14 protein-coding genes are annotated in these 11,769 nt (G+C 63.0%); 6 read left to right on the forward strand and 8 right to left on the reverse strand.

Annotated elements, in window-relative coordinates:
- Nucleotides 1-325: helix-turn-helix transcriptional regulator (locus BN1134_RS03625; protein ID WP_042045300.1), on the forward strand; the 325-nt coding region annotated here is incomplete at its 5' end.
- On the opposite strand, the gene BN1134_RS03630 is transcribed toward BN1134_RS03625, so the two are convergent.
- Entirely contained in the window at nt 306-887 is a 582-nt protein-coding gene (locus BN1134_RS03630) for a LysE family translocator (protein WP_084214696.1), read from the reverse strand. The genes BN1134_RS03625 and BN1134_RS03630 overlap by 20 nt on opposite strands.
- Before the next feature lie 154 nt (nt 888-1,041).
- On the opposite strand from BN1134_RS03630, the gene glpE reads away from it, so the two are divergent.
- Complete coding sequence (glpE, locus tag BN1134_RS03635) at nt 1,042-1,365, forward strand: thiosulfate sulfurtransferase GlpE (protein WP_042045301.1); 324 nt, start codon at nt 1,042-1,044, stop codon at nt 1,363-1,365.
- Nucleotides 1,362-2,192 carry a rhomboid family intramembrane serine protease GlpG gene (gene glpG / locus BN1134_RS03640; protein WP_042045302.1) on the forward strand — a complete coding sequence of 277 codons (831 nt, stop codon included), beginning with the start codon at nt 1,362-1,364 and terminating at the stop codon, nt 2,190-2,192. Before glpE ends, glpG begins: the two co-directional genes overlap by 4 nt.
- Before the next feature lie 189 nt (nt 2,193-2,381).
- On the opposite strand, the gene BN1134_RS03645 is transcribed toward glpG, so the two are convergent.
- From BN1134_RS03645 to BN1134_RS03655, 3 genes are all read right to left on the reverse strand, one after another.
- Nucleotides 2,382-3,302: a hypothetical protein gene (locus BN1134_RS03645; protein WP_042045303.1), complete on the reverse strand. Its 921-nt coding sequence runs from the start codon at nt 3,300-3,302 to the stop codon at nt 2,382-2,384.
- Between the two features lie 546 nt (nt 3,303-3,848).
- On the reverse strand, nt 3,849-4,718 hold the full coding sequence (gene ubiA / locus BN1134_RS03650) for a 4-hydroxybenzoate octaprenyltransferase (protein ID WP_042045304.1): 870 nt from the start codon (nt 4,716-4,718) through the stop codon (nt 3,849-3,851).
- Nucleotides 4,715-5,245, reverse strand: coding sequence for a chorismate--pyruvate lyase family protein (locus BN1134_RS03655; RefSeq protein WP_042045305.1), 531 nt, complete (start codon nt 5,243-5,245; stop codon nt 4,715-4,717). The genes ubiA and BN1134_RS03655 overlap by 4 nt, the downstream gene beginning before the upstream one ends.
- 145 nt (nt 5,246-5,390) lie before the next feature.
- On the opposite strand from BN1134_RS03655, the gene BN1134_RS03660 reads away from it, so the two are divergent.
- Together BN1134_RS03660 and BN1134_RS19930 are read left to right on the forward strand one after the other, a co-directional pair.
- Nucleotides 5,391-5,816 carry a flagellar basal body-associated FliL family protein gene (locus BN1134_RS03660; protein WP_052449410.1) on the forward strand — a complete coding sequence of 142 codons (426 nt, stop codon included), beginning with the start codon at nt 5,391-5,393 and terminating at the stop codon, nt 5,814-5,816.
- A gap of 73 nt (nt 5,817-5,889) precedes the next feature.
- Entirely contained in the window at nt 5,890-6,057 is a 168-nt protein-coding gene (locus BN1134_RS19930) for a hypothetical protein (protein WP_193002764.1), read from the forward strand.
- A 1-nt stretch (nt 6,058) separates the two neighbouring features.
- Here the strand turns inward: BN1134_RS19930 and BN1134_RS03665 are convergent, their stop codons facing one another.
- The 4 genes from BN1134_RS03665 to waaF form a co-directional block, all read right to left on the reverse strand.
- Nucleotides 6,059-6,400: a DUF2799 domain-containing protein gene (locus BN1134_RS03665; RefSeq protein ID WP_156991642.1), complete on the reverse strand. Its 342-nt coding sequence runs from the start codon at nt 6,398-6,400 to the stop codon at nt 6,059-6,061.
- Between the two features lie 89 nt (nt 6,401-6,489).
- Complete coding sequence (locus BN1134_RS20270; protein WP_156991643.1) at nt 6,490-6,618, reverse strand: hypothetical protein; 129 nt, start codon at nt 6,616-6,618, stop codon at nt 6,490-6,492.
- A gap of 131 nt (nt 6,619-6,749) precedes the next feature.
- On the reverse strand, nt 6,750-8,018 hold the full coding sequence (waaA, locus tag BN1134_RS03670; protein ID WP_042045308.1) for a lipid IV(A) 3-deoxy-D-manno-octulosonic acid transferase: 1,269 nt from the start codon (nt 8,016-8,018) through the stop codon (nt 6,750-6,752).
- Nucleotides 8,015-9,064: a lipopolysaccharide heptosyltransferase II gene (gene waaF / locus BN1134_RS03675; RefSeq protein WP_042045309.1), complete on the reverse strand. Its 1,050-nt coding sequence runs from the start codon at nt 9,062-9,064 to the stop codon at nt 8,015-8,017. Before waaF ends, waaA begins: the two co-directional genes overlap by 4 nt.
- Before the next feature lie 150 nt (nt 9,065-9,214).
- Here waaF and BN1134_RS03680 point away from each other — a divergent pair.
- Nucleotides 9,215-11,769, forward strand: a 2,555-nt coding sequence (locus BN1134_RS03680) for a bifunctional acetate--CoA ligase family protein/GNAT family N-acetyltransferase (protein WP_042045310.1), incomplete at its 3' end; no start/stop codon positions are given.

Below are 11,769 nucleotides of genomic sequence, written 5' to 3' on the forward strand. Positions count from 1 at the left end.
CGCCCACCTGGAGCGGGCCGCCGAGCTGATCCGCGATGAGTACACCCGCCCCCTCACCCTGGCCGAGCTGGCCAAGGTGGCCGGTATCACCCCCTCGCACTTGGTGCGCAGCTTTGCCCGCCACTATGGCATGACGCCCCACGCCTACCTGCTCGACCGGCGCATCCGCCACGCCAGGCAGCTGCTGCGCCGCGGCACGCCGCTGGCCGAGGTGGCGCTACGCTGCGGCTTTGCCGATCAGGCCCACTTCCAGCACCATTTCAAGCGGCGGGTGGCGGCCACTCCCGGCTGTTACCGGCAATCCCTTACCACGCCAACTCGATGATCATCCCGAGCAGCAGGGCCGTCATGGCCCGGTTGAACCAGCGCTGCTGGCGTGGGGCCCACAGGTGGTGTTGCAAGCGGCTGCCGGCATAAGCCCAGCAGGCGATGCTCAGCAGGCAGATCACCAGATAGATGAGGGAAAACAGCAGCAGCGCCCCCACTCCCGCCCCGTAACTGGCTGCCCCCATGCTGGCCGCCAGCCACGCCTTGGGGTTGAGCCACTGCATCAGGGCGCCGTGATGCAGCGCCGGGGCGGCCGACTCGCGCAGCGACAGCTCACCGCGATCGGCCACCAGCAGCCACGCCATATAGCCAAGAAACAGCAGGCCACTCCAATGCAGCATCAGGGCAACCGCGGGCCAGCGCTGCAACACCTCATTCAGGCCGGCCCCCATCAGCAACAGCAGCAGGACAAAGCCCACCGTGGCGCCCCACACATGGCGCAGACTCGCACGAAAGCCGTAGCGGGCCCCGGCACCAAACGCCACCATGTTGACCGGCCCGGGCGTGAGGGACATGACCAGCGCAAACCCGGCCATTGAAAACAACAGACTCAATTCCATGTAACGGCTCCTTCGTGTGATCACTCCCGCCACGATAGGGAATCGACCGGCGCCGGTATTGAAGGAAATTGTGCAGGGGGAGCCCCTTTTTCTGGGTGAGCCCCTCCCCCGGCTTGGAGTAAACTGGCGGCCACGCAACCGTAAGGACACCTTCATGGATCAATTTGCCCACATCTCCCCCGCCGACGCCCAGCAGAAGCTGGCGGCCGGTGACGCTCGTCTGGTGGACATCCGCGACCCGCAATCCTTCGCCATGGGCCACGCCCCCGGCGCCTTTCACCTGACCAACGGCAGTTTGGTGCAGTTCATGAACGAGACCGACTTCGACACCCCGGTCATCGTCATGTGCTACCACGGGGTGAGCAGCCAGGGGGCGGCCCAGTACCTGCTGCAACAGGGTTATGAAGAGGTCTACAGCCTGGAAGGCGGCTTCGAGGCATGGCGCCGCGACCTGCCGGTGGAGAGCGGCGCGGCATGATCCAGCTGCTGGTTCTCGACAATGCCCGCATGGCCCAAGCGCTGGTCGATTATCTCGGCACCCTGGGGATCCCCTGCGAACTGACCCAGTCCGAGCTGGGGGTGACGGTCTGGCTGGCCGACGAGCAGCGCCTCGCTCAGGCCCAGCAGGAGGTGAAGCGCTTCCTCGCCGAGCCCACCCATCCGCGCTACATGGAGGCGTCGTGGCAGACCGGCCGGGCCGATGCGCGCATCGACTACAGCCGTGGCATGATCGATCCCCTGACCGATTTTCTGCACCACTCGGGCCCGCTCACCCTGCTGATGCTGATCGCCTGCGTGGCTATCTATGCGCTGGATGCCATCGGCCTGCCCCTGTTCGAGGCACTCGCCTTCCACCCGGATCTCACCCACTTCGTGGACTGGCAGGTATGGCGCTTCTTCACCCCCAGCCTCATCCACCTCTCTCTGCTGCACCTAGTGTTCAACCTGCTGTGGTGGTGGTTCCTCGGCGGGCAGATTGAGCAACGCATCGGCAGCGGCAAGCTGCTGACCCTGACCCTGGTCTCGGCCGCCTTCTCCAACACGGCGGAGTTCCTCGCCAGCGGCCCCTACTTCGGCGGCCTCTCCGGCGTGGTCTATGCCCTGCTCGGTTATGGCTGGCTGCGTGGTCGCTTGCAGCCTGACTGCGGCATCCAGATGCCGCCGGCCCTGATGGGCTTCATGCTGTTGTGGCTGGCGCTCGGCTTCACCGGCCTGCTTGGCCCCATCGGCAACCTGGCGCACCTCGGCGGCCTGCTGGTCGGGTTAGCCCAGGCCTGGCTGGATCGACGCGGCCACCACGCCTGAACCAACGCAAAACGGCACCGTAAGGTGCCGTTTTTTATTGGTGCCGTTGCTTCAGCGCAGCAGGGGATCGAGCACCATGTCCACCCGATTGAAGGTGAACAGGAAGACGCTATCCCATCGTTCAGCCATATCCAGCGCCACTGACATGACCTAACCATCATGTGCAACTTCAGGGCAGTCACTCTCCTGTCACGGGGTGAAGTTGAACGAGAGGCGATCCGTATCCTTAGCCAGATGATCTACCGAGCCAGGAACAACCCCTTCTACCGATGTTCCTAGCACATTTCTTCCTTCCTGGAGTGGTGACGAGCCCGGTATGAAAGTTGCTGCATACCCCTTAAACTCATTACTCCAGTTGAACATTCCAGTGACATCACTACCATTGAGCCGCACCTGGAGCGTATCTGCGTGAACCACCTCCTCAGCACTTCCAAGGCGGAAAACGACCAGAACCGATCCAGAATAGGTCGCCCCATCCTGGACATTGGCAAAGACAAGGAATCCATCCACAGATGGCCTTCGGTTGCCCAGCCAATCCGTATTTGGAACCGGTACCGTGGTACTGATTCGAAATCCATTATCTTCAGGCAGGTTCGAGTGATGTTCACTCGCTTCCAAAGCCTCAAGCTCCTCATCGCTCTGTGGTGCATAAATAGGGGCAAACGACTGGGTGATGGCAAGCCCTGGGCCCGGCGGCCCAACACTCTTGAAAGAGAACCCGGCAAGCGAGCGACCGGGGGACACGGCATAATCACTGGGTATCCTCTTACCATTTGGGTCTTCTCTATCAAGATCAAAATACTCCGTTGCAGCCCACATCACCCGATCCTTATCGTCGCCGTAAAATACCCGCCATCCAGGTGGTGACCTGATGTCAGTGATCACATTGACCCCAGGTTCAAGCTTGATAAGCAGCAGATCGATCGGAGCGGTGTTACTACTCGGGTTCGTAATGGTGTAGCTATAGGTACGCAAGTGGGTGGCGCTGTCCAACCGCGTAGTCACAGTCAACAACGTCGGTTGATCACGGTCGTTAGCATGGCAAACCTGTGCCATGGATACCGCACTCAGGGTCATCAAAAACGCGCACATTAACCGATGATGATTCATCTGCAATACCATCCCATTGATGAAAACCAAGATGCCAGTGGTCGTGATTCTTCCAACAACCGGTGGACTCCGACCTTCACAAACAGCAGGAGCGCTTATTCAACTTTTTTAGCTCCTCGCGATAGACCACTATCCCTATTTCGAGCGGGTATCGTCACACCCTCCAGCCAGTACAGGGAAATAGAGCCGAGACATAGCCAGATGAAGCACAGCACAGACTGACACGGCGCCGCAAGCAGGCGGGGGAAAGACGGCAAGCGTTGTGGGTAAGCGGCTGACGAAGACCCACAATCCGCTGCGCAGTCAGAACGAGCCAGCTCTGAGCGTTCACATGACATGGGGGCACCCACAGAGCGCGAGGTCGAAACAAATCTGGCGTGGCAGATCGGGTAGCCCATGCAGCCAAGATGAAGGGAACACAATAGCCCTCACAGCGTGAAGGCTGGTCACAGAAGAGAGCGGTGAAAAAACCAGAAAAAACAATGCCAGTCAGGCTCACCTGACTGGCATGACCGCGCTATAAGGCATTTTGATTGGTGGCTTGCCTCAGCGCAGCAGGGGATCGAGCACGATACCGGCAAACAGCACCATACCGACCTGATTGTTGGCCAGGAACGCCTTGAAGCAGGGTTCACGCTCGCGGTCACGGATCATCTGCTGCTGCTGGATGAACATGGCCCCCGCCACCATCAGCCCCGCGTAATAGACAGCCCCAAGGCCGGCCAGCAGCCCCACCATGCCCATGCAGAGCAGGGTCGCCAGCTGGAACAGGCCGATGATGTGGCGATCCCGCTGACCAAACCAGATGGCGCTCGACTTGAGGCCGAGCTTGAGATCGTCATCCCTGTCCACCATGGCGTATTCGGTGTCATAGGCGATGGTCCACAGCAGGTTGGCCAGAAACAGCAGCCAGGCGATCGGCGGCAAGGCATTGGCCTGGGCCGCATATGCCATGGGAATGGACCAGGAGAAGGCCAACCCCAGCACAAACTGCGGGATGGGGATGAAACGCTTCATGAAGGGGTAGCAGACCGCCAGCACTATGCCGGCAAACGACATGATGATGGTCAGCGGATTGAGGGTGAGCACCAGCAGGAAGGAGATAATGGCCAGCACCGCAAACAGCAGCAGCGCCTCGCGCTCGGTGACCCTTCCGCTCGCCAGCGGCCGCCCCGCCGTGCGCTTAACGTGGCCGTCGAAGTCACGATCGGCGTAGTCGTTGATGACACAGCCGGCTGAACGCATCAAAAAAACGCCGATCACAAACACCAGCAGTACCCAGGGGTCGGGACGCCCCGCCCCGGCCAGCCAGAGCGCCCACAAGGTGGGCCACAGCAGCAGCAGAGTGCCGATCGGTTTGTCGATGCGCGCCAGCTGGCGGTAGGCCAACCAGCGCTCCTTGGTCATCAGGCTCACACAGACTCCTTGGCATCGAAAAGGCCGGGCAGAAACAGCTCATGCACCAGCAGCGGTACTCCATCCAGCGCCAGCAGCGAGCGCCGCCCCCACAGGGTGGCGGCCGGACTCCAGCGGCTGCGCTCCACCGCAAAACGGGCCACCTCCAGCAGGTGGCGTTGTGCCTCCCGGTGGCTGAACACCAGCTCACCGAGGGGCGTCTCTCCCTGATTGCCGAGCGTGGCGCACGCCATGCCACGCGCCGGCAGCAGGGTCCAGCCATAGACGCAGGGACGGCCGCTGGCATGCAGCACCACCTCACGACAGAGCCCATGTGACTCTCCCAGTAGCGGGGCTATGGTGGCATCGAACATCAGTTCACGGTAACCAAGCAACTCGAGGGCAAACCCCGGAGCATGAGCGCGCAGGCGCAGGGTCAATGAGCCCATCTCCCGCAGCCAGGGCGCCAGGGCCTCGGGAAGCGGACGCGCATCCGGAGTGGACCAGGGGTCAAGCTGAACGAAGGAAACAGAGGGATCGGACTTCACCACGACTCCAGGCGGGTCACCAGCCTTGGTTAACAGAGCGCTCATTATCCGTAAAAAGCAGAGAAATTGTAAGAACGGGGGCGCTTGACGCGCCTGCCCGGCAGCACAAGAATGGGAAGCCGACCGCTTATAACAGGATCTTGCCATGCCGCTTGCCAGATATGCCCTGCTTGCCCTGCTCTGTCTGACCCCGATCGGGGCCATGGCCAGCGAAGGAGGAGAAGAGACCGCCCAGGCACCGACGGGTCCGGTGATATCCTACTATGCGCTGGAGCCGGACATCATCACCAACTACCTGAGCGACGGCAAAACGCTTGGTTACATCCGTGCCACCATTGAGTTGATGGCCGAGAGCGAGGCCGACAAGAAGCTGCTGGAGGCCAACGATCCGCTGATCCGTGACGCCATCATCCGCCTGCTTGGCAGCAAGACCGGTGAGCAGATCAAGTCGCTGGCCACCCGCGAGGAACTGCGCAAGGAGTGCGAGGCCAAGGCCAACGAACTGCTGCTCAAGGAGAGCGGCAAGAAGGCGATCAAGGAGCTCATCTTCACCAAGTTCCTCTATCAGTGACATCGGTTATTACCGCTGCCGGCCCGCTGTCGCCGTGGCGTAGACTGAGGGTCCCGTTGTTAAGGAGGAGCGCATGGGCAGCAAGACACTGTGTGAATGGCGCCGCCACGAGATCCCGGAGGCGCTGGGCGAGCTGCGAAAAATCGTGCGCAAGCCCAAGTTCATCTGCACCAAGTGTGCGCGCAGCGCGGGGGAGAAAGAGTACCTCTGCCACCCGCTCAAGCTAAAGAAAAAGGCGTGACTCAGCGATCGGTCCAGCCCTGAGAGCCCTGCAAGAACAGCTTGCGAGCCTGGGCATCGTTTGGGCAAACCCCTTGATACGCGCCCCCCTCCCGGCCGGCCAGATAGAGATGCTCTGGCCGGCAGTACCAGGCCAACCCGTTCTGATACCCCCGCCGCCACCCGGGCTCGTCCACCTTGCCAGGACAGAGCGCCTGATGCTCGGCCAGACGCTGCTCGGTCAGGCCAAGCTTGCCATCGGCCTCACCCACCCCGTCCCACGGACGCTCACACGGCTCATCCGACTGGCCGGCGCAACCAGCCAGCAGCAGGGTCACTATCACCATTGCTCTTCTCATCGTCATCCCTATCCGATTGAGGCCTCACGCCATTGTGCCCGAACCGGGCAAAAACAAACAGGCGGGCCATTTAGCCCGCCCACTATGGCGCCGGATCAGCGCTCATCGGGAAAATCATCATCCTCCTGCCAACTGTCGTCATCCTCCCAGTCGTCAAGATCCTCTTCCCAGGACTCCGGCTCCCACTCATCGTCGAGGTCATAATCAGGCTTGTGTCCACCCATGGCGGCCCCTCCCTTCTGCTTGATAGCGATCCAAGTCTATGTCGAAATCGCCGAGGCGCCAGCCGCCCATCTTGCCCCTTTGCCCATAGCAAAACGGAGCGCGATGCGCTCCGTCTTTTAGCTGGTTGCCGCTACTCGTCGGCCAGGGCCGCCAAGCCCAGCGAGAGGGTGCGGGCCAGCGCCCCCTGATTGAGCAGCACCACGGCGCGGGCCTGCTCTCCCATGGCGCGGCGTCCCGCACCATCGCCAAGCAGACGGTTCACACAGCGCCCGAGGGCCTCGGCATCCGCGACCACCTCTGCCCCTTTTTGCTCGAGCAACTGGCGGGTGATGTCGCTGAAGTTGAAGTAGGCGGGCCCGGTCAGGCAAGGTTTGCCGAGCGCGGCAGGCTCCAGCAGGTTATGCCCACCGACCCCGACCAGGCTGCCACCGACGAAGGCAACGTCCGCCGCCCCCAGCATCAAGGGCAGCTCGCCCATGGTGTCACCGAGATAGACCCGGGTCTCATCGCCCGGTTGCTCGCCACGGGAGCGGCGCGCGCAGGGCATCCCCTCGGTGGCGCACAAGGTAGCCACCTGATCGAAACGCTGCGGGTGGCGCGGCACCAGGATCAGCAGGGCCTGAGGATAGGTGGCCAGCACACGGCGGTGGGCCGCCAGCACCTGCTCATCCTCACCCTGATGGGTACTGGCAGCAATCCAGACAGGTCGCTCGCCAAACGAGTGGCGCAGGGCCCGGCCTCCGGCCACCACCTCATCGCTCAACTGCATGTCGAACTTGATGGAGCCGGTCACCGCCAGCCGCTCGCGGCCGATGCCGAGGCGAGCGAAGCGCTCGGCATCATCCTGATGCTGGCAGTAGAGGTGGGTCAGCGGGCGACTCAGGGTATCGAAGGCGCCCTGAAAGCGGGCATAGCGCCGGCAGGAGCGCTCGGAAAGACGCGCGTTGATGATGCTGACCGGCAGACGCTGCCGGGCACAGGCGGCCAGCCAGTTTGGCCACAGCTCGGTCTCCATCACCCAGAGGGCGCGGGGACGCACCCGCCTGAGGAAGGCCGCCACCGCCCACGGGTAATCGAGCGGCGCATAGCGATGCTCGACCAGCTCCCCGAGCTTGGCCGCCTGATCGGCGCCGGTGCGGGTGGTGGTGGTGAGCAGGATCGGCAGATCCGGGCGCTCGGCCTTGAGGGCGCGGATCAGCGGCGTGATGGCAAGGGTCTCGCCGACACTCACCGCATGGATCCAGAGCGGTGCCTCTTGCCCGGTCGGCGGCACCCGCCCAAGATGTTCGGCCCAGCGCGCCCCAAACCCCGGCTTGCCCCGCTTTGGCTTGTAGAGTGCCAGCAGCGCCAGCGGCAACCCGAGGTGGATAAGCAGGTTGTAGGCAAGCCGCCAGATCATGAGGCGTCCTGCTCACTGTCTTGATCCAGTCGCTTGCTGGCGGCGATGACCAGATCCGGCCTCAGCTCGAGCAGGCACTTGAGGTGCCCGTATTTACAGGTGCGCTTGAAGCAGGGACGGCACTCGATGTCGGTGTGGACGATCTCGACCCGCTCGGCCAGGGGCGGAGTATAGAGCGGAGAGGTGGAGCCATAGACACCGATCAGCGGCCGGTTGAGCGCGGCGGCGATGTGCATCAGCCCCGAATCGTTGGAGATCACCCGCTCGGCCAGCGCCATCAGGTCGATCGCCTCGTGCAGGTTGGTCTTGCCTGCCAGCACATGGCAGTTGCCACGGGTGAGCGGATTGATGCGTGCACGAATGGTGTTGGCCACCTCGGCATCCTTACCCGAGCCGAAGATCCATACCTGCCACCCCTCGTCCAGGTGCTGCTGGGCCACCACGGCGTAGTGCCCCTCCGGCCAGCGCTTGGCCGGGCCGAACTCGGCGCCAGGGCAGAGCACCAGCACCGGACGCGCCGTATCGAGCCCGTGTCGGGTCAGGGCCGCCTGCTGGTTAACCAGGTCCACCGAGAGAGCGGGATGGGGGATCGCAGGCAGGTCGGCGCGACTCTTCATCTGCGCCTTGGGGTAGGCAAGCGCCACATAGCGCTCCACCATCAGGGGGAAGGCCGACTTGTTGCCACGCAGGTCGTTGAGCAGACCATAACGGTGCTCCCCCTTCCAACCGGTGCGCAGTGGAATCCCGGCAAAGAAAGGAATAAACGCCGATTTCATGGAGTTGGGCTGGATGATGGCCTGATCATACCCTTCGGCCCGCAACTGCTTGCCCAACCGGCGTCGCTCCAGCAGCTTGAAATCACCGTGGCCGAGTGGCATCGGCAGCACCTTGTCCACCTCGGGCATGCGCTCAAGCAACGGACGGCACCAGGCCGGCGCCATCACGTGTAACTCACTGCCAGGATGATTCGCCTTCAGCGCCTTGTAGAGGCTCTGGGACATGACCATATCACCGACCCAGGACGGGCCGATCACCAATATCTTCATCTACCGACTCTCGGACTCTCACTTTGCTGGGGCGTGATTATGCCCCAATCCTGTCGCCATGGCGTAACATAAGTTCCACTCACCCGCTCACAGATCGCCCCTGTGGAACCGGCTAGACTGGGTGAGCACCGACACCCGACGAGGATCGCCATGAAACCCCATGGTCTGGAACGCCTGCTCAAGCCCGCCTCCATCGCCATCATTGGCGCCTCGACCAATCCCGCCAAGGCCGGTTGTGTCATCATGCGCCATCTGCTCGATGGCCAGTTCCGCGGCCCGATCCTGCCGGTGACCCCGCGCCATAGCGCCGTGTGCGGCGTGCTGAGCTACCCCTCCATCACCGCCTTGCCCATCATCCCCGATCTTGCCATCGTCTGCACGGCAGCCCATCGGGTGTTGCCGCTGGTCGAGGAGCTCGGTCGCAAGGGGGTGGGCGCCGCCATCCTGCTCGCCGCCGGTTTCGATACGGCGCAGCGCACAACCCTGCTGACCCTGAGCCGTCAGTATGGGATACGCCTGTTGGGGCCCAACAGCATGGGGCTGCTGATGCCTCACCTCGGCATCAACGCCAGCTTCTCCCCGATCGCCGCGCGACCGGGACAGGTGGCCTTTCTCTCCCAGTCGGCGGCGGTGAGCACCACCATACTCGACTGGGCCAAGCTACATGAGGTAGGGTTTTCCGCCTTCGTTTCGCTGGGGGAGGATTGCGATGTGGGCACCGATGAGCTGCTCGATCAGCTCTCCCGCGACGGAACCACCCGCGCCATCTTGCTCTACATGGACAGGGTCAAGGATGCCCGCCGCTTTATGTCGGCGGCGCGGGCGGCCGCTCGCAACAAGCCGATCCTGGTGCTAAAAAGCGGCCGTCACTGTCAGGAGGGCACCCCCGACAACGTCTATGATGCCGCCATCCGCCGTGCCGGCATGCTGCGGGTGCGTGACACCCACGAGCTGTTTGCCGCAGTGGAGACCCTGAGCCACGCCCCTCACCTGAAGGGGGATCGGCTGGCGATCATCGCCAATGGACGCGGTCTGGCCAATATGGCGCTGGATGTGTTGATCGAACGGGGGGGCAAATCGGCCTGCACGCCGCTGGATATCGGCAGCGATGCCGATGTCGCCGCCTACCTCGCGGCGCTGAACTCTCTGCTCGACGGGGAGCAGGCCAACGCTATCCTGCTAATCCACGCCCCCTCTCTTACCGCAGAGGGGGAGGCGCTGGCTCGCGCCATCATCGAGGCTCTGCACAACCACCCGAGGGCACGCCGCTTCAACATCCTGACGAACTGGGCGGGCGAATACTCGGCCCAGCATGGACGACGCCTGTTTAGTGAGGCCGGTATCCCCACCTATCGCACCCCGGAGGGGGCGGTCGCCGCCTTCATGCACATGGTCGAATATGGCCGCAATCAGCGCCAGCTGATGGAGACCCCGGCCACGCTCGAGGGGAGCCTGGATGTGGAGGCCTGCGCTCGGTTGATCCATCAGGCTCATGAACGTCAGCAGCACCGTCTCGATACCCATCTTGCCCAGCCACTGCTGGCCGCCGCCGGGCTTACCACGCTGGACACCTGGATCGTCGGTGACGCCATCGAGGCGACCCTGACGGCCGAGCAACTTGGTTATCCCGTGGCCCTCAAGCTGCGCTCCCCGGATATTGTTCATAAGTCGGATGTGCACGGCGTCATGCTCAATCTGCGCACCTCGACCGAAGTGGCGCAGGCGGCCGATGCCATTCTCGATCGGGTGCAGCGCAATCATCCTGGCGCCCGAATTGATGGATTGCTGGTGCAGCGCATGGCGGCTCGTAGCGGCGGCATCGAGCTGCGGATCCGCATCCAGCGCGATCCCGCTTTTGGCCCCGTCATCCTGCTGGGGGAGTCGGGCGCCCATCCACACCACATGGTGGCCTCACTGCCGCCGCTCAATCAGACTCTCGCTCGCTATCAAGTGCTGGGGGCGCTGGGTAGCGGCTGTATCCGGGATCGTGGCGGCCCCACGCCACTTAACGTGGCGGCACTCGCCCAGGTACTCTACCGGCTCTCGGAGCTGCTGATCGCCTTTCCCTCCATCAGCGAGCTGGACCTTCACCCCTTACTTGCCCAGGGCGAAGAGATGACCGTGCTCGATGCCGCCATCACACTCGACAACGAGGCGCCGCCACCGCTGGCCATCAGCGCCTATCCCACCGAACTGGAAGAGGGGGGCTGGCTACATAGCGGCAGCCACCTGCTGCTGCGCCCGATCCGCCCAGAAGATGAGCCGGCCCATAAGCAGTTTGTCTCGCTGGTCTCGGATGAAGATCGCTATCGCCGCTTCTTCGCCGACGTTGGGGAGCTGGGCCATGAGGAGCTAGCCCGCATGACCCAGATTGATTACGAGCGGGAGATGGCCTTCGTGGCCGTCGGGCAAGAAGCCCCCTATCAGGGGCAGATCCTGGCCGTGGTGCGCGCTATCTCCACACCAGATTTGCAAGATGCGGAGTTCGCCGTGCTGGTGCGCTCTGACCTCAAAGGACAGGGGCTTGGCAGAATCATGATGGAGAAGATGGTGCGCTACGCCCGTGACAAGGGGATTGGCCAGCTCTCAGGCCTCACCATGCCGAGCAATCGCGGCATGATAGCGCTGGCGCGCAAGGTGGGGTTCGAGGTCTCGGTGTCGCTGGAGGACAATCTGGTGAGCATGGTGTTGCCGCTCACGTCAGG

Origin of the sequence: Aeromonas simiae, assembly GCF_000820125.1 — a bacterium.
In the GTDB taxonomy this organism is placed as follows: domain Bacteria; phylum Pseudomonadota; class Gammaproteobacteria; order Enterobacterales; family Aeromonadaceae; genus Aeromonas; species Aeromonas simiae.

What these genes read in the sequence shown, in the direction of transcription:
- BN1134_RS19930 (WP_193002764.1), top strand. Translation starts at nt 5,890, where the DNA reads ATGGGCAGCAAGACACTGTGTGAATGGCGCCGCCACGAGATCCCGGAG.
- BN1134_RS03665 (WP_156991642.1), bottom strand. Translation starts at nt 6,400, where the DNA reads ATGACGATGAGAAGAGCAATGGTGATAGTGACCCTGCTGCTGGCTGGT.
- glpE (WP_042045301.1), top strand. Translation starts at nt 1,042, where the DNA reads ATGGATCAATTTGCCCACATCTCCCCCGCCGACGCCCAGCAGAAGCTG.
- BN1134_RS03630 (WP_084214696.1), bottom strand. Translation starts at nt 887, where the DNA reads ATGGAATTGAGTCTGTTGTTTTCAATGGCCGGGTTTGCGCTGGTCATG.
- glpG (WP_042045302.1), top strand. Translation starts at nt 1,362, where the DNA reads ATGATCCAGCTGCTGGTTCTCGACAATGCCCGCATGGCCCAAGCGCTG.
- BN1134_RS03660 (WP_052449410.1), top strand. Translation starts at nt 5,391, where the DNA reads ATGCCGCTTGCCAGATATGCCCTGCTTGCCCTGCTCTGTCTGACCCCG.
- BN1134_RS03645 (WP_042045303.1), bottom strand. Translation starts at nt 3,302, where the DNA reads ATGAATCATCATCGGTTAATGTGCGCGTTTTTGATGACCCTGAGTGCG.
- BN1134_RS20270 (WP_156991643.1), bottom strand. Translation starts at nt 6,618, where the DNA reads ATGGGTGGACACAAGCCTGATTATGACCTCGACGATGAGTGGGAGCCG.
- waaF (WP_042045309.1), bottom strand. Translation starts at nt 9,064, where the DNA reads ATGAAGATATTGGTGATCGGCCCGTCCTGGGTCGGTGATATGGTCATG.
- waaA (WP_042045308.1), bottom strand. Translation starts at nt 8,018, where the DNA reads ATGATCTGGCGGCTTGCCTACAACCTGCTTATCCACCTCGGGTTGCCG.